Origin of the sequence: Nitrobacter sp. TKz-YC01, assembly GCF_047824785.1 — a bacterium.
Taxonomy (GTDB): domain Bacteria; phylum Pseudomonadota; class Alphaproteobacteria; order Rhizobiales; family Xanthobacteraceae; genus Nitrobacter.
Map to the genome: position 1 here is coordinate 771,284 of NZ_CP181167.1, position 22,622 is coordinate 793,905.

At 61.6% G+C, this 22,622-nt stretch carries 21 protein-coding genes; 10 read left to right on the forward strand and 11 right to left on the reverse strand.

Annotated elements, in window-relative coordinates:
* Positions 1-51: 51 nt before the first annotated feature.
* Both rfbB and rfbA read right to left on the reverse strand, forming a co-directional pair.
* Entirely contained in the window at positions 52-1,119 is a 1,068-nt protein-coding gene (gene rfbB / locus ACMYR2_RS03625) for a dTDP-glucose 4,6-dehydratase (protein ID WP_347262666.1), read from the reverse strand.
* 25 nt (positions 1,120-1,144) lie between these two features.
* Positions 1,145-2,020, reverse strand: coding sequence for a glucose-1-phosphate thymidylyltransferase RfbA (gene rfbA / locus ACMYR2_RS03630; RefSeq protein ID WP_347262667.1), 876 nt, complete (start codon positions 2,018-2,020; stop codon positions 1,145-1,147).
* 104 nt (positions 2,021-2,124) lie between these two features.
* On the opposite strand from rfbA, the gene rfbC reads away from it, so the two are divergent.
* Both rfbC and rfbD read left to right on the forward strand, forming a co-directional pair.
* Entirely contained in the window at positions 2,125-2,679 is a 555-nt protein-coding gene (gene rfbC, locus ACMYR2_RS03635) for a dTDP-4-dehydrorhamnose 3,5-epimerase (RefSeq protein WP_416193697.1), read from the forward strand.
* A gap of 11 nt (positions 2,680-2,690) precedes the next feature.
* Complete coding sequence (rfbD, locus tag ACMYR2_RS03640) at positions 2,691-3,617, forward strand: dTDP-4-dehydrorhamnose reductase (RefSeq protein WP_347262669.1); 927 nt, start codon at positions 2,691-2,693, stop codon at positions 3,615-3,617.
* Between the two features lie 17 nt (positions 3,618-3,634).
* Here the strand turns inward: rfbD and ACMYR2_RS03645 are convergent, their stop codons facing one another.
* The 4 genes from ACMYR2_RS03645 to ACMYR2_RS03660 form a co-directional block, all read right to left on the reverse strand.
* A complete protein-coding gene (locus ACMYR2_RS03645; RefSeq protein WP_416193698.1) occupies positions 3,635-5,989 on the reverse strand; it encodes a glycosyltransferase family 2 protein in 2,355 nt (784 codons plus the stop codon).
* A 2-nt stretch (positions 5,990-5,991) separates the two neighbouring features.
* Positions 5,992-8,448, reverse strand: a complete 2,457-nt coding sequence (locus ACMYR2_RS03650) for a glycosyltransferase (RefSeq protein ID WP_347262671.1) — start codon at positions 8,446-8,448, stop codon at positions 5,992-5,994.
* Between the two features lie 87 nt (positions 8,449-8,535).
* Positions 8,536-9,411, reverse strand: a complete 876-nt coding sequence (locus ACMYR2_RS03655; protein WP_347262677.1) for a hypothetical protein — start codon at positions 9,409-9,411, stop codon at positions 8,536-8,538.
* A 314-nt stretch (positions 9,412-9,725) separates the two neighbouring features.
* Entirely contained in the window at positions 9,726-9,956 is a 231-nt protein-coding gene (locus ACMYR2_RS03660) for a hypothetical protein (protein WP_347262672.1), read from the reverse strand.
* A 290-nt stretch (positions 9,957-10,246) separates the two neighbouring features.
* Between ACMYR2_RS03660 and ACMYR2_RS03665 the strand changes: the two genes are divergently transcribed.
* Positions 10,247-11,608 carry a glycosyltransferase family 4 protein gene (locus ACMYR2_RS03665; RefSeq protein ID WP_416193699.1) on the forward strand — a complete coding sequence of 454 codons (1,362 nt, stop codon included), beginning with the start codon at positions 10,247-10,249 and terminating at the stop codon, positions 11,606-11,608.
* Between the two features lie 99 nt (positions 11,609-11,707).
* Here ACMYR2_RS03665 and ACMYR2_RS03670 read toward each other — a convergent pair whose 3' ends face one another.
* The 3 genes from ACMYR2_RS03670 to ACMYR2_RS03680 all read right to left on the reverse strand — a co-directional run bounded on the left by ACMYR2_RS03670 (position 11,708) and on the right by ACMYR2_RS03680 (position 15,486).
* The gene (locus tag ACMYR2_RS03670; protein ID WP_416193700.1) at positions 11,708-12,451 is read right to left on the reverse strand and encodes an HAD family hydrolase; all 744 of its coding nucleotides are present in this window, start codon (positions 12,449-12,451) and stop codon (positions 11,708-11,710) included.
* Positions 12,452-12,557: 106 nt separating this feature from the next.
* Positions 12,558-14,384 (reverse strand): translational GTPase TypA, encoded by a 1,827-nt coding sequence (typA, locus tag ACMYR2_RS03675; RefSeq protein ID WP_347264427.1) that lies wholly within the window; start codon positions 14,382-14,384, stop codon positions 12,558-12,560.
* A gap of 343 nt (positions 14,385-14,727) precedes the next feature.
* Positions 14,728-15,486 (reverse strand): Crp/Fnr family transcriptional regulator, encoded by a 759-nt coding sequence (locus ACMYR2_RS03680; protein WP_347264428.1) that lies wholly within the window; start codon positions 15,484-15,486, stop codon positions 14,728-14,730.
* 136 nt (positions 15,487-15,622) lie between these two features.
* On the opposite strand from ACMYR2_RS03680, the gene ACMYR2_RS03685 reads away from it, so the two are divergent.
* Positions 15,623-16,045, forward strand: a complete 423-nt coding sequence (locus ACMYR2_RS03685; protein ID WP_416193701.1) for a response regulator — start codon at positions 15,623-15,625, stop codon at positions 16,043-16,045.
* A gap of 107 nt (positions 16,046-16,152) precedes the next feature.
* The gene (locus ACMYR2_RS03690) at positions 16,153-17,361 is read left to right on the forward strand and encodes an NnrS family protein (protein WP_347264429.1); all 1,209 of its coding nucleotides are present in this window, start codon (positions 16,153-16,155) and stop codon (positions 17,359-17,361) included.
* A gap of 69 nt (positions 17,362-17,430) precedes the next feature.
* Here the strand turns inward: ACMYR2_RS03690 and ACMYR2_RS03695 are convergent, their stop codons facing one another.
* On the reverse strand, positions 17,431-17,685 hold the full coding sequence (locus ACMYR2_RS03695; protein ID WP_347264430.1) for a PepSY domain-containing protein: 255 nt from the start codon (positions 17,683-17,685) through the stop codon (positions 17,431-17,433).
* Positions 17,686-18,298: 613 nt separating this feature from the next.
* Here ACMYR2_RS03695 and ACMYR2_RS03700 point away from each other — a divergent pair.
* From ACMYR2_RS03700 to ACMYR2_RS03715, 4 genes are all read left to right on the forward strand, one after another.
* Positions 18,299-18,967 carry a cyclic nucleotide-binding domain-containing protein gene (locus tag ACMYR2_RS03700; RefSeq protein WP_347264431.1) on the forward strand — a complete coding sequence of 223 codons (669 nt, stop codon included), beginning with the start codon at positions 18,299-18,301 and terminating at the stop codon, positions 18,965-18,967.
* Positions 18,964-19,848 (forward strand): DUF6537 domain-containing protein, encoded by an 885-nt coding sequence (locus ACMYR2_RS03705; protein ID WP_347264432.1) that lies wholly within the window; start codon positions 18,964-18,966, stop codon positions 19,846-19,848. Before ACMYR2_RS03700 ends, ACMYR2_RS03705 begins: the two co-directional genes overlap by 4 nt.
* Before the next feature lie 396 nt (positions 19,849-20,244).
* Positions 20,245-20,655, forward strand: a complete 411-nt coding sequence (locus tag ACMYR2_RS03710) for a DUF3307 domain-containing protein (RefSeq protein ID WP_347264433.1) — start codon at positions 20,245-20,247, stop codon at positions 20,653-20,655.
* A gap of 162 nt (positions 20,656-20,817) precedes the next feature.
* Complete coding sequence (locus ACMYR2_RS03715; protein ID WP_347264434.1) at positions 20,818-21,213, forward strand: hypothetical protein; 396 nt, start codon at positions 20,818-20,820, stop codon at positions 21,211-21,213.
* 18 nt (positions 21,214-21,231) lie between these two features.
* On the opposite strand, the gene ACMYR2_RS03720 is transcribed toward ACMYR2_RS03715, so the two are convergent.
* A complete protein-coding gene (locus ACMYR2_RS03720) occupies positions 21,232-21,963 on the reverse strand; it encodes a hypothetical protein (RefSeq protein ID WP_347264435.1) in 732 nt (243 codons plus the stop codon).
* 89 nt (positions 21,964-22,052) lie between these two features.
* On the opposite strand from ACMYR2_RS03720, the gene ACMYR2_RS03725 reads away from it, so the two are divergent.
* On the forward strand, positions 22,053-22,622 hold the full coding sequence (locus ACMYR2_RS03725) for a MarR family winged helix-turn-helix transcriptional regulator (RefSeq protein ID WP_347264436.1): 570 nt from the start codon (positions 22,053-22,055) through the stop codon (positions 22,620-22,622).

Consider the following 22,622-nt stretch of genomic DNA (forward strand, 5'->3'; position numbering starts at 1 on the left):
AGATCCTGGTTTCCGATCACGGGATAAGCTCTCGAGCGATGTATCGACAGGCTATTGCCTCAGTCCCGCGCGCTTGGCCGCATAGCCTCGCGCCAGGATCGCCTGCCACCACGGCTGCTCGTCGACGTACCACCGGACGGTTTTCTCGATGCCGCTCTCGAAATCCTCCTTCGCCCGCCAGCCCAGTTCGCGTTCGAGTTTGGATGCGTCGATGGCGTAGCGTCGATCGTGACCGGGACGGTCGGCGACGAAGGTGATGAGGTCGCGATGCCGGTTGGTCGTGTTGGGAGCGATCTCGTCGAGCAGATCACAGATGCTCTCGACCACATGCAGGTTGGTTCGCTCGTTGCGTCCGCCCACATTGTAAGTGTGGCCGACGGCGCCGTGTTCCAGAACGAGCGAGAGCGCTCTCGCGTGATCATCGACATAGAGCCAGTCTCGAATATTCCTGCCGTCGCCATAGACAGGCAGCGGCTCGCCCGCGAGGCCCTTGATGATCATGTGGGGGATCAGCTTTTCGGGAAAGTGATAAGGCCCGTAATTATTCGAGCAATTGGTGATCAGCGTGGGCAGCTCATAGGTTTCACGCCAGGCGCGCACCAGATGGTCGGAGGATGCCTTGCTGGCCGAATAGGGCGAGTTTGGCGCGTAGGCGGTGGTCTCGGTGAAAAAGCCGGTATCGCCGAGCGAGCCGAATACCTCGTCCGTCGAGACGTGCAGGAAGCGGAATTTCTCCCGCTTCTCGGGCGAGAGCGAGCGCCAGTGACGCAAGGTTTCCTGCAGCAGAGTGAACGTGCCGACAATGTTGGTCTGGATAAATTCGCCGGGGCCATCGATGGAGCGATCGACATGGCTCTCGGCGGCGAGGTTCATGACGGCGTCCGGCCGATATTTCTCGAACAGATGACGTAGCCCGATGCTGTCGCAGATACATTGTTTTTCGAAAGCATAGTTCAGATTCTCGTGCGTGCCGGGCAATGAATCGAGGTTCGCCGCGTAGGTGCACTTGTCGATATTGACGACGCGAGCGTGGGTATCGTGCAGAAGGTGGCGAACCACCGCCGAACCGATGAATCCCGCGCCGCCCGTGACAAAAATGGTCGAAGCCTTGAAGCGCATAGCAGGTCGCCTCCGCGAATTGAAATTAACACTGGTATGAAAGGGCAACGGATCTCAGATACTCGCCGTAGCTGCTCTTGCCGTTCTTTTCAGCGGCTTTCTCAAAGGCCTGAAGCGAGATGTAGCCTTGCCGCAGCGCGATTTCCTCCGGGCAGGCGATGCGCAAGCCCTGGCGCTGCTCCAGGATCTGGACGAAGTGGCTGGCCTCGACCAGCGAGGAATGCGTTCCGGTGTCGAGCCAGGCGAAGCCGCGCCCAAGCACTTCGACATAGAGGTCGCCGCGCTCAAGATAGGCGTTGTTGACGTCCGTGATCTCGATCTCGCCGCGTGTCGACGGCTTGACGCCGGCCGCGATCTCGACGACGTCGTTGTCGTAAAAATACAGCCCGGTCACGGCTATGTTGGATTTGGGTTGCTTCGGCTTTTCTTCGATCGAGCGCGCTCGCCCGGTGCCGTCGAGTTCAACGACCCCGTATTGCTCGGGGGTGTTCACGACATAGCCGAACACGGTGGCTCCCTTGTTGCGGGAGGATGCGGCTGATAATAGTTGAGGTAGCCCGTGACCGTAGAAAATGTTATCACCTAATACGAGGGCGACGGCGTCGGAGCCGATAAAGTCGCGACCGACGATGAAGGCGTCTGCCAGCCCGCGCGGGGATTCCTGCGTCGCATAGGCAAAGCGCATGCCGATTTCACTGCCGTCGCCGAGCAGCCGATGAAACAGCGGTTCGTCCTGCGGCGTCGAAATGATCATGATTTCCCGGATGCCGCCCAGCATCAGCGTCGACAGCGGATAATAGATCATCGGCTTGTCGAAGACCGGCAGGAGCTGCTTGGAAACGACTGTCGTCACCGGGTAAAGGCGCGAACCCGTCCCCCCGGCAAGAATGATGCCCTTCATGACCCCTCTCATTTATCTCACACAACCTAACATATAGTGTTAAGCGCGCAAGTTTGTTATCAATGAGAAGGCATCGTGAGTTAACAAATATAAAGCAACTGAAAATGAATGTTATTCGAACCGAAATTCCCGAAGCTATCATCTTCGAACCCCGGCTGTTCGGAGACCAGCGCGGCTTTTTTCTCGAGACGTATCAGTTTCCCCGTTACGCCGAGCACGGGGTCGCGCGTCCGTTCGTCCAGGACAACCTGTCACGCTCCGCGCGGGGCGTGCTGCGCGGATTGCACCTGCAGAACCCATCTCCCCAGGGGAAGCTGGTGACGGTGCTGCGCGGCAAGGTTCTGGATGTCGCCGTCGACGTGCGCGTTGGCAGTCCGAATTTCGGCCGTCACGTCGCCGTCGAGCTGAGCGAAGAGAACAGGCGGCAGCTCTGGGTTCCCCGCGGCTTCGCGCACGGCTTTGTCGTTCTCTCCGAGACCGCCGATTTCTTCTACAAATGCGATGATCTCTACAGTCCGAAGGACGAAGTCTCGATTCGCTGGAATGATCCTGCAATCGGCATCGACTGGGGTGTGGAGGCGCCGTCCCTGTCCGCCAAGGATGCGGACGCGCCGCTGCTGGTGGACGTAAGAAACCTTCCAATCTATGGGCAGGTGTGATGGAAAGTCTGATGCGGATACTGTTGACGGGTAGCAGCGGTCAGGTCGGCGGGGCGCTGCGTCCGCTGCTGAAGGAAGGCGGCATGGTCATCGCGCCGTCGCGCGGCGCGTTCGATCTGTCGAAGCCCGAAACGCTCGCCGAGGCGCTCGACCGATTCAAACCCGATCTCATCATAAATCCCGCGGCCTATACCGCGGTGGATCGCGCGGAGGATGAGCGCGAACTCGCTCTTCTCGTCAACGCCAAAGCACCCGCCGCGATCGCGGAATGGTCGGCGCGGCATCGCGTGCCGTTGATTCATTTCTCCACCGACTATGTCTTCGATGGCTCCGGCGACAAGCCGTGGCGCGAGGACAGTTCAACGGGTCCGCTCTCGGTCTATGGTGCAAGCAAGCTCGCCGGCGATCTCGCCATCCAGGCGGCTGGCGGGCCGCATCTGATCGCCCGCACGTCGTGGGTCTATGATGCGGGGGGAGCCAACTTCCTGCGCACGATCACGCGGCTGGCCGGCGAACGCAAAGAGTTGCGCATTGTCGCTGACCAGACAGGTGCCCCGACCACGGCAAACACGATCGCCGATGCCGTGTCTCGCATCGTGCTCTCGAACGCATCGGACCTGAGCGCGTTGCTCGCGCGCCACGGCGGCGTGGTCAATCTCGCCTGCGCGGGCGAAACCAGTTGGCACGGCTTTGCCACCGCCATCGTCGGCGGATTGAAGTCGCGCGGCGTGAGACTTGCTGCGGAGATGGTCACGCCTATCGCGACGGCGGATTTTCCGACCAAGGCGAGACGGCCAGGCAATTCCAGGCTCGACCTGTCGCAACTTCGGGAACGTTTCGGATGGACTCCGCCAACGTGGCAGGATGCGCTGTCGACGGAGCTCGACAGCCTCGTCACTCGGCAAGGCGAACAGGCGGTCCCGGCCATGCGAGCATGATCAGATGCAGTGTCGCGTCAGAAACCCAGCGGCAGATCGTGCGCGACCGGCGGATGATTGTAGCGGGGAGTTCGTCGTCCCGGGGGCCATGCCAGGCCGCTATAGGGAACACCGTCGCGTGACAATTGCGGATTGTAAGCAGGGTCGTCGTTCAGAAATTCGTCCCAGCGCGCGCGCAGTAGATTGAGTTCGTGTTCGAACCGGCCTCGCCGGTCGGCGCGATTGTCGCGCCCGCGGCTCGCGGACTCGACGTGGATCAGCTTCGCGTGCGGCGTCAGGACGATGCGCTTGCCGGCCTCGCGAAGGCGCAGGCAATAGTCGACATCATTGAGCGCCACGGCGAAGCGGGCCTCGTCCATTCCGCCGACGGCGAGATAGTCGCTTCGCCTTGTCGCAAGGCAGGCCGCGGTCACCGCGCTGCATTCGTGCGCCACGAGGAGTTGATCGAGGAAACCCGGATCACCGCCGAGCCGGTCCGTGAAGGCGTGCGCGACCGAAAAATTCATGCCCAACACCACGCCGCCATGCTGCACGACACCACCGGGCCAGGTCAGCAGCGCGCCGACCGCGCCGACGTCCGGCTCGCCCAGACGCGTCAGCATCTCCTCCAGCCAGTCGTCGGAGCTTGCTTCGATGTCGTTGTTGAGCAGGCACAGGATGTCGCTGTCGAGCGTCGCGGCGGCCTGGTTGTTGAGCCTTGCGAAATTGAATGGCCCTTCGATCCGCAACGTCCGGATGCCGCGTCGCGGCAGATCGGAAAGAAAGTCGATCGTCCTCGGATGCGCGCTGTCGTTGTCGACAACGAGGATATCGGCATGGCAGCGTTCAATGGCGGGTGTGATGGTCTCCAGGCATCGTTGCAGGAGAGAAACCCGGTCGCGCGTCGGGATGATCACCGTCACCTGTTGTTTGGAAATCGTTCGCTTGATTCGAACCGCGGGAAAGAAATTGCCGGTCTGCCGGGCCACGCTTGCATCGATTCCGCGCGCTCGCAGGTGCGACTGGCTGGCCGCGGAAAGCAGCGCGCCGGCTGTCGTTCGATCGAGCCTCGGCATGGTCGCCAACGCGCCCGGCAGGTGAAGGATGTCTGCTCGCCGAGGATCGATCCGATCCAGCAGGCTGTTGAAAAGCCGGTAGAGGTTGTCCGGCCGCGCCGTCCTGATGGCCGTAAGCAATGCTTCGCGCCGGACCGCGAACAGATGGGCGCAATAGCCTTGTTCCAGCAATCGCTCGTAATCGAACGCGGGAAAAGCCAGCGGCCAGATGCGACCGTCGTCAGCGAGAAAGTCGAGGTCGCCGTAGATCGCTAGCGCATCGGGATGGGACTCGAACGCAGCCGCAATGCGTGCGAGAGCGGTTCGTTCGAGCGACATGCCCGCCATGGTTACGACGATGTGGCCCGCATCGGATGCGGCGTCTTCGAGAAACTCCAGCAGGGCGCCGCCGTCGATCGACAGCGGTTCGCCGTCGATCGCGCCGGCGGTCCAGTTCTCGTGGACTTGCGTCTCAAGGCTGGCGAGCGTCTGCTGGGCGCCGGAGCTTCCAGCGATCACCACGGCCAGCCGAAGCGGACATGGCTGAGGCTCCGGCATCGGAAATCGTTCGCGCCAGGCGGCATAGTCATGGAGCGGCAGCGAGGCGGGAATAAGCCTGTCATAAAGCTCGCCGCGCAACCGCTCGGCGGCATAGCCGCCGATGACATCAATCATTCCGGCGAGGCCGTCGGGAAACGCCACGAAGGTGGCTGCCGCCGGAAGCCGGTCGCCGTCTTCTTTCCGCAGCAGGATTTGATGGACGCGCCCGTCGGCGAGACGCTGCGGGACGTGGAAATCAAACGCGCGGACGTTGCGGGAGACTCCTCCATCGGCATCGCCGCCGATGTGGGTCCAGGCGGTGGCGCGGACCTGCGCGACGGATTCTCCATCGACGATCGCTTCCAGCGTGACGACGGCCTCGCTGTCGATCCAACCCTGAAAGCGCAGGCCGCCCAGCCAGCGCAGCTTGCAGATCGGACGAAGATCGGCTCGAAACGTTGTGTCATTCTCAAGATCTATGGGCTGGCCGACAGGAGTTTCGAGATTGGCGAGGCGCGCGGAAAGATGGCGCGCGGCATCGAGCAGATCGGTGTCAACGCTCACGGCAAAGCCGCAAGTATTGCTTCGTGCCGGCTCAGGGCATTCCGGCGTGAACGCATCGGCGTGGACGGTCTTCAGGACCAGGCCATCAAGCAGGATGTCGATCGTGAAGCGGTGTTCCGGCGCTTCCGGATCGAAGACGAAACCGGACACGGTGCCGTCGCCGCCGAGCGCGAGCCGGCTGACCAGCTTCGGCCTGGCGATCCTTGCCTCGCGGGACCGGATGGCTCGCGTCATGTTCAGGACAGCCCCGCCCAGGTGATAACGGCATCGACAAATTCTTCCTCGCTTGTGTCCGGCGGGATGGCAAGATCAGCCTTTCGCGGTTTGGCCGATCCGGCTGACCAGTCGCGGTATGCGACAGGTATCGAAGCTCGCCTTGCGGTCTCGATCAGGGGATGACCGAATGCCGGTTCGTCGAAATCCGTCAGCAGCCAGCCAGGGCTATGCGGCGCCAGCACATCGCCGATCTCGCCGGCCGCGATCTTGCCGGTCACGAAAACATTCGCGCAGGACATCAGACGGTCATCGTCACAGGTCGCGCCGGCAACAATGACCGACTGGGATGGCGCGCGCCCCCGCAAGCCATCCGCCAAACGTCGTATCATGCGGAAGGATGCCGGCGATGGTGCGGACGGTACGATGGCGAGCGATCGCCGCGCGCCATGGACCGGCTTCAGGGTCAGCGGACGGATCGGCCAATTCTGAAGGACGACTTTGCGTTCGGGCCAGCGGGCCTTCGCAAAGGCCTGGGCGATCCTGCCGGGAGCAAAAAGCGGGGTTTTGTGGGGAAGCGAAGTGATCGCTTCGCTCAAAGTCCCTGCCGTAAGCCACGGATGGACCGGAAGACCAAGTTGCCGGATCAGATCGATCAACCGGGGTAACGGGTTCGGTTCGAAAATCTCAACGCGATCAGGGTGCAGCCGTGTGATGATGCCTGCCGCTTCAGCGGCGCCGGTTTCAGTGTCCAGCTTCAACTGAACGGCTTGTGGGCTGCTCCCGTCCGTGGCCCGGACATGAACGACATCCCGCTCGCGCGACAGGAGAATCGCACGCTCGCCGCGCTGTCGGAGCTGACGTGCCCGCTCCCCGGCGATGGCGAACTGCCGCCGATGGCCGAGAATCAGCACCGAAGGCTGGCGGGACCAGGTCAGCGCCCGGTCGAGTCGCGCGCGCGCCGGCCGCAGCGGATCCGCGATCTCGAACGCGCGGCATTCCCGCCGGTAGTCGGGAAACCGCTGGTCCAGCACGGCAAGATTGCGAAGCACCAGACGCCGCTTCTCGTGCTGGAACGATTTCGAGCCGTGATGTCCGACATAGACCGATGGTGCGCAGACGTTGCGAAAACCCTTGTCGCGCGCGCGCAGGCAGAGATCGACGTCCTCAAGATAGCCTCGTTCGAAGTTCTCCGATAACGCGCCAATGGCCTTAAGACAGTCGCGGGTGACATAGAGGCAGAAGCCGATGCCGCTCGGCACGTCGGTGACATCACCGGCATTGGCGATGCGCGCGATCTCGTCAATTTCGAGAACACCGTCATAGCTCTGCATCGGATTGAGCCTGTTCGGCACTGGAAACGAAAACATGTCGCCGTTGTTCGACAGGGGAGTGACCGTTCCGATATCCGGCGCCGAATGCGCCACCTCCGCCAGTCTTTCAACAAAGCCTGGCGGCACGATGGTGTCCGAGTTGAGCAGCACGATGTCGCCCGCCGGCACGTTCTCCAGCGCACGATTGATCGCGCCGACGAATCCGAGATTGGTCTCGTTCGAGAGGAGATCGATTGCGCCACGGGCCGCAAGCTCGCCGAGATGGCGTCTCAACTCCGGCTCAGGGCTGGCGTCGTTGATGGCCATGATGCGAAAGGAGCATTTGCCGGCAGCATTCGACGCGCGCGCCCTGATGAGACTGTCAAAGCAGTCCAGCGTTGCCGGCACGTCCCGGTATACCGGAACGATGACAGTGGGCGGCAAGGTGTCGGGTTGCGGCGCGGTTGAGCGGTGCGACCGGTTTGACTGATCAGGTGGAGACGACAGGTTGGGAGCCAGCCGCCGGACCCGGAAGACCTCGCCGTCGCATGCTAGCGTCAGCGTCTGGGGCGCTCGCGCCGCTGGTCGCCGAACCAGGAAGGCTGCCGCCTGAACGTCGATGCTGGCCAAAGGGTGAAACGGATCGGGCTCGAGCCGGCTGATCAGCGCGCTGTTCTCAACGCCAACGCTCACTTCGACGGAGTTCGCCAGTGTCCATGCGACCCAGCCCGTCACGTGATTGTCAAACACCGAATAGGCGGCCCAATGCCGCTGCCCCGCGCGCCTAAGTTCCTCAATGGCAAGGCGCAGGACGTTAGGATTGTTGTCGCGACCGATCAGGTTGACGGCCGCGTTACGCCGTCGATCGCCGGTGGTGGACCAGGCGAGCATTCTGCGATTGGCGGCAAGATCGGATGGGTCGACGAGAAGCGCCTGGGCCAGATCAGCCATGGCCGCTTCCTTGCGTTCGAGCTTCCAGTTCGCTTCCGCGCGCAGAACGAAACAATGGGCAGCCGATGACGGATCGATCCGGCAATGCCGGTCCGCGTATTTGAACGCCGCGAGATAATCCCTGGAGTTCAGCGCTTGCGCCGCCAAGCGCTCAAGCATGACATGGGAGGAACGTTCAGCGCGTTCCTGATTGTCAGTGAGGGGGCCGAGAACCATCTGGTGGCGTCCTGACCCGTGACGGCTGGCCGGGCTTCAAAGCTGCCGTTGTCTTCAGGCGGTAATCCGAAAAACGGCCACGGACTTTTATCTCGCCGCGCCGATCTGACGCTGCTGGCTACGGAAGACCCGCACCCGTGGTGAGCCACCGGAAGACTTGCGCGACGGTGGTGGTGCAGGCGTTGCAGCTACCTCCGCAGTCGCGTTACGCTCGATGCCGATGCGAATGCCGACCAGCGGCTCGCGGTTGGTCGGGCCCGATAAAACCACGCGCCTGCCGACTGCGCGTAGGGTTGGTGCGTTCAAAAAACCTGCCTCGGCCACGAATCGCAGCTCATCCGTGCCGCTCATTTCGAGAACCACGCCGGTAAGGGGCAGGGCTCGGCCGCGGGTGCCGGCATAGGCGCCAAGCGGCACCATACGGCCGCTGCCGGTCTGGCCGTTGGCGAGCTGGACCGCGTAACGGATATCGACGCTCAAGGGCTTGTCCGGCCATTCCAGCGCCACGCCTTCCACGCGAGACGGTGCGTCCGGGCCGGCGATCCACGCATTGGGACCGACGATAATGTCGCCGCGGCCTGCAACGTGACCGAGCACCTTCAGGCCTTCGGTTGCGGCATGTGGCTCCATGCCGTTGGCTGAATCCATCGCGGCGGGAATTCGGCTAGCCTGAATCTGTTCGACGCGAACGATGGCTGAGCGCGATCCTCCAGGTCTCGTTGGCTGGACCTGAACCTGCAAAGTCGCGGGCGTGTTGACCCGCACCACCAGTCCAGAGTTGGGCTTGTACAATGTCGGCTCGGCCGCATCCGGATGCAGGATGATCTCCATGTGGCGCTCATGCCCGTTCGCCGGCGCGACGATCACGCGCGGCGGCGAGACTGAGTCCTCGGCGCTCTTGTAATTGATGAAGAAAAGTCCGCGGTCGAGACTCAGCACTTTCTGCTGCTCAGCCTCGTTCATCCTCCCCTGAAACAGATCCACCAGCCGCCTCCCTCAGTCGTGCCAATTCATCACGCGCCGTCGCCTGCCTTGAACAATCAGCTATCTGTAAGCCAGCGGACGGAGAGTCAAAAACCCGACACAATCCATACTCAAGTTGCCGGTCCTGCTATCGCCGCCTCGACTTAAGAAACACGAGCGGGCGGGTGACATCAAAATACTCTCATGGGCACCGATGTGGCCAACTCTCATGGCAGCCGTGGCGAAACACATGGCTTCGGTAACACATCGCGTCGGAAAACATGGCTTCAGCAACACATGGCTCCGGCAAGAGATCAGACCAGCAAGATCGTCGATTTCGCAGGCGAAAGAGATCGTCGGATGTCTTCGGCCTCAACGCTCAGCGAGGCAGCCATCTTGCGCAATCGATCGTTCTCATCTTTCAGCAGCGTGATGGAATCCGCAATGCTGTCGACGGAATCCGGAGCATCCTCGATGTCGCTCAAATCCGCGTGCTGGATCTGCGGAAGATAATCGGAAGGATGCTGTGTAAATTTGAGCCTCATCGCGAACGCCCCGCGCTAGCCATTCCTAGCCATACCATCCCTAGCCATACTTATGAGTAAGTCAGCGACTTCGGAATTCATGTCCACCTGGTCTCGACTATTCGACGACTTTTAGGGCAGGAAGATGTCAGACGGAAGCGAAAGCTGAATGAATAGGCGTCGAGTCATTTGGAACCTGTCAACGCGCGGACATTTAGACGAGATTGTCTTTGAATGTATCGGCGAGGAAAGCTTTTACTAAATAAAGACACGCGTGCTTTCAGCGCGATCAATCAGAGGTCGTCACGCCGATGAAGATTTTATTCGTTCATAATAATTTCCCGGCGCAGTATCGTCATCTCGCCGCCGCATTGGCGAATGAGCCAGGCTTTGAACTCGCCGCGATCGGCGCCTCGCACGCGCATCCAATGCGTTCGGTCAAGTTGATTAAATATGCCCTGCCTGACGCGGACGTTTCCGGGACGCATCCGTTCGCCCGACGCTTCGACAGTGAATGTCGTCGCGCCGAGCAGGTGCTCTATAGTCTTTCAACACTGGCGACATCAGGATTTGCGCCGGATGTCATCCTCGCCCATCCTGGATGGGGTGAAACACTGCCGCTGCGCACCATGTTTCCCAAGGCGCGACAACTGGTCTATTGCGAGTTCTTCTACGGTGCCGAAGGCCGCGACATCGGCTTCGATCCGGAATTTCCGATCTCGGGCCTCGATGGCCATATCGGGTTGCAGCTCAAGAACGCGACGACGTTGCTTGCTCTGGCTGACTGTGATGTCGGAATTTCGCCGACAAACTGGCAGCGGTCGACTTTTCCAAGGCACTATCAAAGCAAGATCGAGGTCATTCATGAAGGAGTTGACACATCGCGCGTGCGGCCCGACGCGCAGGCGCGCCTGACGCTTCCGAATGGCCGCGAGGTCAGCCGTTCGGATGAAGTTGTGACATTTGTCGTACGCAATCTGGAACCGCTCAGGGGCTACCACATCTTCATGCGCGCGCTCCCGGAAATATTGAGGCGGAGGCCCAACGCGCAGATTGTCATTATCGGCAGGGATGGATTGTCTTATGGCATTCCGCCGCCGTCGGGCAGCACCTGGAAGTCAATCTTCCTGCAGGAGGTGCGCGACCGGCTGGACATGTCACGCGTTCACTTTTTGGGCGGCGTTCCCTACCACACCTTTCTTGCCGCACTTCAGGTGTCATCAGCGCATGTCTATCTGACGTATCCCTTCGTGCTGTCCTGGTCCGCGCTGGAGGCGATGAGCGCCGGCTGTCTGGTGATAGGGTCGGACACGCCGCCGGTGCGTGAAGTCATCAGCTCCGGAGACAACGGTCTTCTGGTTCCGTTTTTCGCTGTCGATGAACTGGCCGAGCGGGTCGTTGAAGCGCTTCAGGAGCCGGACCGGTTTTACGCCATCAGGGAGGCTGCGCGGCAGTTCGTCATCGAGCATTTCGACGCCAAGCAGGTATGCCTGCCGCGAATGCGTCAGCTTCTCGACTTCAAGCCATCCTCGCCATCGGCGGCAACACGGCGAAAGGTCTGGAGCGGACGCTCGGCGTCGGAATGGCCTCAAGCGACGCGCCGCTCCCGCAAAGTCATGTCGTCGCCAGAGATGGAGGCGTCAGGCGAGGGCGGCTCCGGCCGGACGTGCTGAAATTATGAAATGATTGAAAGAAGCGTCGTTTGAGAGGTGCCGTTTTGGCGATGCGGCGTTCTTTACTCAAGACCGGATCGATGGGAGATGTTCTACCGGTCACGCGCGCGAGTTATTCGCAGGCTCGTCTGAAATGAGCGTGAAATCATCGATCGTGAATGCCGCGCCGGAGAAGTCATCGTCGCTGAAGTAAGCGCTGCGTGAAATCAGGACAGGAATGCCGGCCGCCGATGCCGAAGCGAGACCGTTGCCGGAATCCTCGATGGCGAGGCATTGCGATCCTGGCAGGTTCAGTTCGGAGAGAACCTTGAGGTAGACGTCCGGCGCAGGCTTCTTGTTCCGCACCTCGTCCCCGGCGACGATTGCCGCGAACCACTGTGTCCAGTCCTTGCCCAACGCAACCGTAAGCAGCGCATCGATGTTGCCGCGCGAGGTGGTGGTCGCGATCGCCAGAGGCTGCCCGCGCTTTCGCGCCGCGGCCAACACGGCCTGAACGCCCGGCCGAAGCGAACAGCCGCCATTGGTAATCAGGTCGGCGTATAACTTGGTCTTGGCTTGATGCAGTTCGGCGATCTCGGGATCCGACAACTGCGGTGACGCACTATTTCGCGAAACGTCGTATGCGCGGATGCGCTCCTTTCCGCCGGTTACTCGCAGCAATTCCTTGTAGAGCGCGCGGTCCCAGCGCCAATCAAGGCCAGCTTCGGCGAATGCGGTATTGAAGGCCTCGCGATGAGCCTCCTCCGTTTCGGCGAGCGTTCCGTCGACATCGAAGATCAAGGCGCGGGCCTCAACGATCGAGGCTCTTACGTGATCCAGCGGCTTGGCGGATGCTTCGCTCATTTCAGTTCACCGGCAGGCAGATCGCGAGAAAGGATGCGATCGATATGTCATCTCCGCGACCATCGCCGCGGACTCTTTGCAGGCAGCGAACATCGGCGCCTGATGTTTACGCCACCATCTCCCTGGTCTTCTCGGCGCGTTTGCGCTCGTTGGGATCGAGATGCTTCTTGCGCAGGCGTATCGATTTCGGCGTCACTTCGACCAGTTCGTCGTCCTCGATATAGGCCAGCGCCTTTTCCAGCGTCATCTTGATCGGCGGCGTCAGCCGCACCGCCTCGTCCTTCGACGTGGTGCGGATGTTGGTGAGCTGCTTGCCCTTCAGCACGTTGATTTCGAGGTCGTTGTCGCGCGTGTGTTCGCCGACGATCATGCCGCGATAGACCCTCCAGCCTGGCTCGATCATCATCGGGCCGCGATCTTCCAGCTTGAACATCGCGTAGGCCACGGCTTCGCCCTGTTCATTGGAGATCAGCACCCCGTTGCGCCGGCCTTGAATGTCGCCCTTGTAGGGCGCGTAGCCGTGGAACAGTCGGTTCATGATCGCGGTTCCGCGGGTGTCGGTCAGAAGCTCGCCCTGATAGCCGATCAGGCCGCGCGTCGGCGCGTGGAAAACCAGCCGCAGCCGGTTGCCGCCCGACGGCTTCATTTCCATCATCTCGGCCTTGCGTTCGCTCATCTTCTGCACGACGACGCCGGAGTGCTCCTCGTCGACGTCGATCATGACCTCCTCGATCGGCTCCTGCCATTCGCCGCTCGTCTCGTCCTTTTTCAGCACCACGCGCGGCCGCGATACCGACAGTTCGAATCCCTCGCGCCGCATGGTCTCGATCAGGATCGCGAGCTGCAATTCGCCGCGGCCCGATACCTCCATCGAATCCTTGTCCGTAGCCTCCGTCACGCGGAGCGCGACATTGCCTTCTGCCTCGCGCAGCAACCGGTCCCGGATCATGCGGCTCGTCACCTTGCTGCCCTCGGTGCCGGCCAGCGGCGAATTATTGACCATGAAGGTCATGGAGACCGTCGGCGGATCGATCGGCTGCGCCGGAAGCGGCTCTTCCACAGCGGGATCGCAGAAGGTGTCGGCCACCGTCCCCTTGGTCAGCCCTGCGATGGCGACGATGTCGCCGGCCGTCGCCTCCTCCAGCGGCGCGCGCTCAAGGCCGCGGAAGGCGAGAATCTTGGAGATTCGGCCCTGCTCGATCAGTTTTCCGTCCCGCGCCAGAACCTTGACGCTCTGGTTCGGCTTGATCATGCCCGAGGAGATGCGGCCGGTGATGACGCGGCCCAGATAAGGATTGGCCTCGATGATCGTCCCGATCATGCGGAACGGTCCGTCTTCCACCTGGGGCGGCGGAACATGCCGGACGATCAGGTCGAACAGCGGATGCATTCCGGCATCCTGGGAGCCTTCCGGGCTATCCGCCATCCAGCCCTGCTTGGCCGAACCGTAGAGGATGGGAAAGTCGAGCTGTTCGTCGCTGGCGTCGAGCGCCGCGAACAGGTCGAACACCTCGTTGATGACCTCGGTCGGACGGGCGTCCGGACGATCCACCTTGTTGATGACGACGATCGGCTTCAGTCCGACCTTCAGCGCCTTTGAGACCACGAACTTGGTCTGCGGCAGGGGGCCTTCGGCGGCATCCACCAGCACCAGGGCGCCATCCACCATGTTGAGGATGCGCTCGACTTCACCGCCGAAATCCGCGTGGCCGGGGGTATCGACGATGTTGATGCGGATGTCGTTCCATTGCACCGAGGCGGCCTTGGCGAGAATGGTGATGCCGCGCTCGCGTTCCAGGTCGTTGGAATCCATGGCGCGCTCGACCACGCGCTGATTGTCACGGTAGGTGCCGGACTGCTGCAGCAGGCGATCCACCAGGGTGGTCTTGCCATGGTCGACGTGGGCGATGATCGCGACGTTACGGAGGTTCATGGGTTGATTCTTCTTCATCGAAAAAACGCGCATGGCCCGGGCTTCGGGCGGCGGTCTTGAATTAACGGGAATTTTCAAGGTTACGAGAAGGGCGCGGCGTGATCGATGCACGCGGCAAAAGCGGTCAGGGATTCGTCGCTTCCGGCCAGGTCATTGCCACTTCTTGATCCGAGATGTCACTTCTTGTCTGAAGTGTCACTATCTTGTCTGAAATGCCGAATTCAGGTGCGAATAGCCACAATGCGGCTCCGGCGTTTTCGCTGCGACGCTATATAGCCGGAAATCGTCAAAAAACAATGCGTCGATTGCCGTTTGGCGAACTCATTTTCAGCAATGGCGGGAACTACTTTGCAAGCTGCGTGGCTTCGGCCGGGTAAACGCCGCGCAGAACCTCGTCGAAATGGCCTCTCACCGCCTCGTTGCAGAGGCAGGCGCGGCGGCCCAAAGCTTCCCGGTCGCATACCACGATGGCGCCTCGCCGGGTCGCCAGAACGCCTTCGGCCTTGAAGGTCTGGATCACGCGGCTGGCGTAGCTGCGTCCGACACCCAGCATGGTCGACAACTGCTCGTGGGTCAGTGGCACGAGTTCGCTGCCGGTGCGCTCCATCGCCGAGAGGATCCACTTGGCCGTGCGTTGTTCGATCGAATGGATGGCGTTGCAGGCTGTGGATTGAAACACCTGCGCCAGCATGCAGTCGGCATAACGCGCGAAAAGATCCTGCAGCGTAGGCGATTTTGTTTTCGCGGATTCCAGTTTCGCGACCCGCAACCGCACGAACGGCCCTCCGACCTTGACCGTAATGCGCGTATAGGCGGGCAGATGACCATGGCTGACGATGCCGCCGACCGCCCCCTCCCGTCCAACCAGAATGGTTTCAACATCGCGGCCGTCCTCGTTGGGGACGAGATAGGACACCAGGCTGGGTCCGCAGGGAAAGTGGACGGTTTCGACATCGTCCCCCGGATTGTAAAGCAGGTCGTCGCCTTCATTGCGGGCGACTTCAAGGCTGGACCTGATCAGCGCGAAATCCGCGTCGCTAAGCCGACGCAGAAGGTTGTTGTACGGTCGGCTCTGACGGTTCGTGCCCTGCTGGATGGCCATTGCTGCGTCCCCTTATCAGAGTTCCATAGCGCATACGCCTGATATTTTATGTGCAGAAGTGAACAGACAGAGCGTCGTCGCCGTGGTTGGTTCCATGCTTGAAACCGGATCGTGTCCAGGCTGCCGCCCGCGAACGATGCCCATGGAAGTCATGCATCCCTCTGTCCCCGATGGTCCGGCTTCGGCGCCAGCCGGTGTCCCTCGTGACGTGCTGATCGTTGAGGATGACGTCATTATCGCGATCGATATCGAGCAGACGGTGGCGGAGTTTGGCGTCGCCTCGGCCAGGACCGCCTCGAATGTGGCGCAGGCGCTGGCCATGATCGCAGAGCGCGCTCCAGATTTCGCGCTTCTTGACGTCGCTCTTTCGGAGGAGAAAAGTTTTGCAATCGCCAGGCTGCTGGACACGTTGAAAATTCCGTTTGTTTTCGTGACCGGCTACAGCGGCGACAAGGTCTTCCCGGCGGAATATTCGGGCCGGCCCAGACTTTCGAAACCGTTTTCGCGGGATGAACTGTTCGCGATCCTGTCGAACTGGCGAAGCGGCGGCGCAAGATAAGTTGCGCCCGCGCAACCTCAGGCGCAGGCATCAGGGATACACATCACTGAGCGCGCAATCACTCCGTATTTGCTGATAGGGTCGCGCGGAACGGTGAGGGATGGCGCATGGCCATGTCGGACGTGGAGAATGCGAGAGCGGAGCCGCTGGAGATCTGGACGATCGGCTTCAGACCGTTCTTCCTGATGGCCGGCGTCTGGTCGGCGGTGGCGCTCGCCGGATGGATCGGCGTGCTCACAATGGGTCTCACCCTGCCCAGCCGCTTCGATCCGCTCACATGGCATATCCATGAAATGCTGTTCGGGTTCGTCCTGGCGGCGATTGCCGGTTTTCTGCTCACCGCGATTCCGAACTGGACCGGTCGCCCGCCGATCAGCGGCCGGCCGCTCGCCGCGCTGGTGATGTTGTGGCTTGCGGGTCGCGTGACCTGTCTCGTCTCAGCTTGGTTTCCGCTCGGGCTGGCGGCGGTGATCGACCTTGCCTTCCCGTTCGTGCTTTGCGGAGTTGTCGCTCGCGAGATCATTGCGGGCCGCAACTGGCGCAACCTGATCATGCCGATCCCTGTCGCCGTGCTCGGCGTCGCCGACCTTCTGATGTATCTGGAGCTATCTGGCTCGTCCGTACCCATGGGTCTGGGATGGCGTCTCGGACTGGCCGCGATCATCGTTCTGATCTCGGTCGTCGGCGGCCGGATCATCCCGAGTTTCACGCGCAACTGGCTCATCAAGCAGAATGCGTCCGGCCTTCCGCCCGCGCACGGGCACGTCGATAGTCTCGCGCTGGTGTCTCTCCTTGCCGGGATGGTCGGATGGGCGTTGTTTCCCGAAAGCGGGCCTTTCGGCTGGTTGTTGCTTGTCGCCGCCGCGCTCAATGGTTGGCGGCTCGGGCGCTGGCGAGGCACGGCGGTCGGCGCTGAACCGCTGTTGGCCGTTCTTCACGCCGGATACCTGTGGGTCATCATCGGTGCGGCATTGCTGGGCGCTTCGATGCTGGCCGGTCATGTGCCTCGGGCCGCGGCGATCCACGCACTGACCGCGGGCGCCATCGGCACGATGACGCTCGGCGTCATGACCCGCGTTTCGCTCGGCCACACCGGACGCGCCCTCACGGCGGATCGGATCACTGCCCTGATCTATCTGCTGGTGATCCTCGCCGCCATCGCGCGGGTCGCGGCCTGGGGTGGCGGATCGTCAGCGAGTTTGATCGAGATATCGGCGGTCCTGTGGGTCGGCAGCTTCGGCCTGTTCGTGTTGCGGTACGGACCGATCCTGCTGGCGTCCCGCGTGACGTCGGCGGACGTTCAGCGCCGTCCGTAACGACGCTTTCCCGCGCCGCGAGCGCCCCGCGCGGGGCGCACGCAACTCCGGATGTCCCATAATCAATGTTTATCGGTTGATATTCAGTACCGCGCCCGTCGTGGCATCGACGTCGACCTCCATATAACGGCCGGCGGCGTCGCGCCCGTCGATCTGCCACTCATAGCCGGCAAACTCCGCGTCTGAAACAGAGGTCAGTCCGGCGTTGAACGCAACGTCAAGCGCGTCGTGCATCGAGAGAAGGCTCCCGGAGTCATAGGCGATCGCCGGCGCGGCCGCGCCGAGGGAAATCGCGGCAGCCAGGGCCAGAATGTACTTTCGCATGTGAAAGCTCCTTGTCGAATCATCGAGCCGTTGCGCGTTCGCAGCGCAACATTGACTAGAACCGGCTGCCTTCCGTTGCGTTCCCATCCCGCGCGGGACGATGTGCTGGCGGATCGTCGCAAGAACCGGGTTCGGATAAACGCTCCGCTTTCTATCGGGTGGTGTTGTCGCTCGGCGGCGGATCGATCCGGCATTGCATGATGCAGTGCAGCCCGGTGCCGGGGGAATGCGATCTCCGCCTTCCCGTCGAATCCCAATGGCCATCCGCCTCCACTGCATCTCACGCCAGCGCCGCTCATTCGGCCGAAGCAGATGTCTGCAGGCGGTTGAGCTTAAACGCACGGCCCGGTTGCGTGCGAGTTTTCTGCCCCACGGATCGACTCGTTCGTCCCATGGCGTTTTCGAACGAAGCGGAAAGACTCTAAGATACGATGCTTTCGACACAAATTGATGTGGTCTGTTCTGCTCCACGCCCGGGGATGGGCGGTTGGCTGTCCGGCCTCGGCGGCCGGCGCTTTTTGCCGGGATATTGGATAGAATCCGGTATAACTTCCGCTGTCTTCCCTATAGATCGCTACGCCTCTCATCACGTCAGGAAATTGGCTGGATCGCCATGGACATATCACATTTAGCCGAGCATCTCGGGACCGCCGGTGGCCTGGCCGCTTCGTTCTTCGTGGTCGCCACTTGCACCATGCGGACCATGATCCCGCTCCGTGTCTTCGGCATGCTGGCCAATCTCATGCTGATGATCACGGCGCTTCCGCTTCACAATTTCCTGCAGTTCGGGCTTCACGCGGGATTGTTTTTCCTCAACGGATATCGCCTGCACCAGATGCTCCTGCTCGTGCGCGAGGTGAAGAAGTCCGTCAACGGCGATCTCTCGATGGACTGGCTGAAGCCCTTCATGACCAAGCGCAAGTGCGAGGCCGGCGAGATGCTTTTCTACAAGAATGAGAAGGCGGAGACGATGTTCTACATCGTCAGCGGGCGGTATCGTCTGGTCGAGTCCGGCATCGAACTGCCGATCGGGGCCCTCGTCGGTGAGCTCGGCATGCTGTCGCCAAGCAACGAGCGTACCCAATCGCTGGAGTGCATCGAAAGCGGCATGGTGCTCAGCGTGAGCTACCGGCAGGTCGAGGAGCTTTACGTCCAGAATCCGGAATTCGGCTTCTATTTCCTGCGGCTGGCCAGCGCGCGGCTGTTTCAGAACATCGGCAAGCTCGAAGAGCGGCTGGCTGAAACTGCTGCGCCCGCGGTCATGAGTCCCAGGCTCGCATGAACCTCGGCAGAAGCAAAGCCGCGGACGTTCTTCCCGCCATCCGCTCGATGTTCGCGAATGTTTCGGGCGAGAACGACAATCCGATTCCGACGTTGCCGGTGGACATGCCTGAAAACGCTAGGCTTGCGGCGGCTGACGGCGTGAAGCGCCTGATCGATTATCAGGGATCTGGTTACGCGCAGCTCTATGTCGGCCGGCTTCGGCGTTTCATCGGCCAGCGCAATGTGGATGATAAAGTACTTGCCGATATCGCGCGGCTGATGGCCTCGCGTATGGCTTATGACGATCCCATCCGCATGGCGCAGCTCAAGCTTGCTGAAATCCGGACGGGTCCGCATGCTCCTTCTGTTGACGCGCGCAAACTGCATCTCGATGAGTTGATTTCGTTGCTGCCGAAAAGGGGAGCCGACCCGGTCATCCGCGTGCTGGATTATCTGGGTTGGCGGCACCTGCCGGTCAGCATGCGGTTCAGCACCGCTAGCGGCTTCGGGCTCCGCCGTCTCAGAGCCTTGGCTTCGCTCAGGCGATGGCGGCTGTCGTCTTTCCGATATGCCAATGAGCGGGTCTGGGTCGAGCGCTGGCTGCACATGATCGATCGCAGCCTGGCAAAGCAGCCTGCCGCGGTCGCGGCGGTGGTTGCGACGGCCGGGATGGTGCAGGGATACGGTGCTGCCTATGCTCAAAATTTGCGGGACTGGAATCTGATCATCGACCGTCTTGTCAAACCGACCTTCGACGGCGCGATACGCTGCCCTGATCTCAGCGCCGCAATCGTCGAGGCGCGGGCGGCCGTTGAGCATGATCCGCGGCAGGAATCGTTGAAGCGCGTCATCGCGGGATTAAGGGAGCGCGCCGGGGCTGACGACCGGAGGGCCGGTTGAGTGTCACGCTTTCTGGCATGTCTGGGCTGGCATGTGTCTGGACCGACATGTCCGGGCCCGGGGGTTGAGCTGAGGGCCCGGCGCCATCGTTGCGTTCAGGACGAACAAGTTTATCCGCTTTTGGAGGTGTCATAAAAGAGGTGAGTGAATCGATGTCGTGGGCAGCAGCGCTCGTGCAGTTTGCCTATAGCGTTTTCGAGCGAAGCATGTCCTCGGGCTCGGCTTGAGGATGGAGTCCGGTTCGCGTGTAGAAACGAGTCAGATCAATATTATAAAGCCTCGCTTCTGATTCTGTCGGAAGCGAAAGGCTCTCATTATAGATTGTTTGAGCATCATTTTTTCCGAGAATCCGGTTTCCACTTTTCGGAATCATTGCTCCAGAGCAAGGGCGTCCGCGTGCTACTTCCTTCGTTATCGTCGTCGATCGCAGTGGGTCCGCTGGCTGGCTGGATGGTCGTGCTGACCGTCAAGCACGTGCTGGCCGATTTTGTGTTGCAGAACTCCTGGATGGCAGTCGGCAAGGATCAAAGGACCGGCTGGGCCTTGCCGCTGCTCTCGCACTGTCTCGTGCATCTGGCGCTGGCGCTGGCGCTCATTCTTCTTATCGCGCCGCGCTTCTGGTTCATCGCCTTTATCGATTTCGCGATTCATCTCGTCGTGGATCGCGCCAAGGGCATCTGCGTCTCCGCCTTCGACGTGACGCAGGACCATCAGCACCCGTGGTTCTGGACGCTGATAGGCGTCGATCAGACATTGCACCATCTCACCGGATTTGGCCTTGCGATCGTCATGGCGTTCAACGCGTGACTCGCGTTACGTGATTCAGCGGGCGGCGTCGGCGAATCAAGGCATGGCCCCGAGGCTTGATTCGGAACCGGAATGCAAGCCCGCCCGGTTCGACTTCGTGGGCGTGGTTAACTGCTCGTTAGGGAATTGCGTTGCATCCTCATGACCTGAGGAGAATTGCGCATGTCTAGCTCCGACGCTTTCGAGAACGACATATGCCCAATCAAGGATGATCTGTTGGGCGCCATGTATCGAGCCAGCGAGCATGGATTGCCTCAGCTGATTGCCAGCGTCGCTCCGGATGTACGAGCGATGCTGGCACTGTTCTGCTACCGCCGGAGCCATCTGCACGCACTGGCTCTGGCAGTCGCTTCAAGCTGCACGGAGCGCGATCTGATCGTGCTCGGAGGCCGCGTTGGTTCCACGCTGTTCGCGCTGTCGCGCAACGCCCGGCAACCTCACATTCGGTCGCCGCACGGCCAGCGCAAGCCGATCACGTTATCGACCAGGCCGCTCAGCACGTATGTGCCGCTCGACGATCAGGTCGACGACGAGGAGCCTGCGCTGGTTTCGGCTTAGCGCGGGCCGCCCGGCGGCCTACTTCTTCTTCTCTTTGGTGATGACGCCCGGCAGCGTCAGATTGCCGGAAGCTACCTTGTAGGTGCCGGTAACGCACAGAAGCGGCGCCTTGCCGGTTTCATTGACTTGCAGATGCGCGGCGACGGCATCGAAATTCACATTCTCCGCGCCTTTCACCGGCACGGTGATGCGCACCGTCTTGCCCTTGAGGATGGGGCTCATGCCGGGGCTGTCCAGCGCGAGCGGCAGGCCGGGCGCGGTTGCTGGCAACAGGTCCTGTCCCGGCGAGATGTCGAGCACCTTGAGGCCGCCGGCGCAGGCCTTGTCGCTGGCCAGCACCACCCAGTGCGAATGCCAGTCGGCGCCGTCGTTGGTCGGGTCGCCGTCGCCATTTTCGTCAAACAGCGGTGTGTCGTCGAAATCCGGGTGCGCGGTGATGGCGAGCGCGAGAATGCCGGAGCCTTTCGCGAAGCCGACCGTCGCGGGATCGAGCTTGGTCGGCCAGACGTAGGCGTCCACCTTGGCGCCAGCGAGCTTGCCGACCTTTTTCGGCTTCAGCGAGCCGGCGTCGCCGCTGACTTCCATGGCGAAAGTGGCAAGCCGTCCGTCCGTCGAGGCGGAGGCGCTGGTGACGTCGAACGCCGGCGGCACGGCCGCATCTTGCTTGGCGCGGATATCATGGGCGAGAGCGGAGGTCGCAAGCGCGCCTTGCAGCAGGATGATGGCCATGTTGGTGGAGAAATTGGGCATCCGGATGCTCCTTGTTGTTAATATCGAGTCGATACTATATGAATGAAGGATGATCGGAGCTTCGTCAATTAAAATAGCGAGTCGCTACTATGTTTTCTCGAACGGCTCTGGAGGCGGCGTATCTGATCAGCCGCCTGGACCGGCTGGCGCGCAGCGGCGTCAACGTCGAAGGGCTTAATCCTGCGCAGTGGGAGGCGTTGCGCTACCTGTCGCGCGCCAACCGCTTTTCGCGCACCCCGGCGGCGCTGGCCGGCTATGCGGGCTCGACTCGCGGAACCATTTCCCAAACCCTGATTGCCCTGGAGCAGAAGGGGTTGGCGTCGCGGCAGTCCAGCCGCCGCGACGGCCGCTCGGTCGAACTGGCGCTGACGCCGCGCGGCGAGGCTGTATTGAGAGACGATCCGCTGCGGCGGCTGGCGGACGACATCGCGGTCGCAACAAGCGGCGAAGCCGGGGAGTTGCTGGCGACCTTGCAGGACATCCTGTCGTCAACGATCGCGCGAAATGGCGGACGCGCCTTCGGAGTGTGCCGCACATGCAGGCATTTCCGCCACAATGCCAAGCCGGGCAGCGCCTCGCCGCATCATTGCAACGTACTCGATGAAGCGCTTTCCGATTCCGATAGTGGCGCGATCTGTCAGGAGCATGAAGCCGCGTGA

What these genes read in the sequence shown, in the direction of transcription:
- rfbB (WP_347262666.1), bottom strand. Translation starts at nt 1,119, where the DNA reads ATGCGCTTCAAGGCTTCGACCATTTTTGTCACGGGCGGCGCGGGATTC.
- rfbA (WP_347262667.1), bottom strand. Translation starts at nt 2,020, where the DNA reads ATGAAGGGCATCATTCTTGCCGGGGGGACGGGTTCGCGCCTTTACCCG.
- rfbC (WP_416193697.1), top strand. Translation starts at nt 2,125, where the DNA reads ATGAATGTTATTCGAACCGAAATTCCCGAAGCTATCATCTTCGAACCC.
- rfbD (WP_347262669.1), top strand. Translation starts at nt 2,691, where the DNA reads ATGCGGATACTGTTGACGGGTAGCAGCGGTCAGGTCGGCGGGGCGCTG.
- ACMYR2_RS03645 (WP_416193698.1), bottom strand. Translation starts at nt 5,989, where the DNA reads ATGACGCGAGCCATCCGGTCCCGCGAGGCAAGGATCGCCAGGCCGAAG.
- ACMYR2_RS03650 (WP_347262671.1), bottom strand. Translation starts at nt 8,448, where the DNA reads ATGGTTCTCGGCCCCCTCACTGACAATCAGGAACGCGCTGAACGTTCC.
- ACMYR2_RS03655 (WP_347262677.1), bottom strand. Translation starts at nt 9,411, where the DNA reads ATGAACGAGGCTGAGCAGCAGAAAGTGCTGAGTCTCGACCGCGGACTT.
- ACMYR2_RS03660 (WP_347262672.1), bottom strand. Translation starts at nt 9,956, where the DNA reads ATGAGGCTCAAATTTACACAGCATCCTTCCGATTATCTTCCGCAGATC.
- ACMYR2_RS03665 (WP_416193699.1), top strand. Translation starts at nt 10,247, where the DNA reads ATGAAGATTTTATTCGTTCATAATAATTTCCCGGCGCAGTATCGTCAT.
- ACMYR2_RS03670 (WP_416193700.1), bottom strand. Translation starts at nt 12,451, where the DNA reads ATGAGCGAAGCATCCGCCAAGCCGCTGGATCACGTAAGAGCCTCGATC.
- typA (WP_347264427.1), bottom strand. Translation starts at nt 14,384, where the DNA reads ATGAACCTCCGTAACGTCGCGATCATCGCCCACGTCGACCATGGCAAG.
- ACMYR2_RS03680 (WP_347264428.1), bottom strand. Translation starts at nt 15,486, where the DNA reads ATGGCCATCCAGCAGGGCACGAACCGTCAGAGCCGACCGTACAACAAC.
- ACMYR2_RS03685 (WP_416193701.1), top strand. Translation starts at nt 15,623, where the DNA reads ATGCCCATGGAAGTCATGCATCCCTCTGTCCCCGATGGTCCGGCTTCG.
- ACMYR2_RS03690 (WP_347264429.1), top strand. Translation starts at nt 16,153, where the DNA reads ATGGCCATGTCGGACGTGGAGAATGCGAGAGCGGAGCCGCTGGAGATC.
- ACMYR2_RS03695 (WP_347264430.1), bottom strand. Translation starts at nt 17,685, where the DNA reads ATGCGAAAGTACATTCTGGCCCTGGCTGCCGCGATTTCCCTCGGCGCG.
- ACMYR2_RS03700 (WP_347264431.1), top strand. Translation starts at nt 18,299, where the DNA reads ATGGACATATCACATTTAGCCGAGCATCTCGGGACCGCCGGTGGCCTG.
- ACMYR2_RS03705 (WP_347264432.1), top strand. Translation starts at nt 18,964, where the DNA reads ATGAACCTCGGCAGAAGCAAAGCCGCGGACGTTCTTCCCGCCATCCGC.
- ACMYR2_RS03715 (WP_347264434.1), top strand. Translation starts at nt 20,818, where the DNA reads ATGTCTAGCTCCGACGCTTTCGAGAACGACATATGCCCAATCAAGGAT.
- ACMYR2_RS03720 (WP_347264435.1), bottom strand. Translation starts at nt 21,963, where the DNA reads ATGCCCAATTTCTCCACCAACATGGCCATCATCCTGCTGCAAGGCGCG.
- ACMYR2_RS03725 (WP_347264436.1), top strand. Translation starts at nt 22,053, where the DNA reads ATGTTTTCTCGAACGGCTCTGGAGGCGGCGTATCTGATCAGCCGCCTG.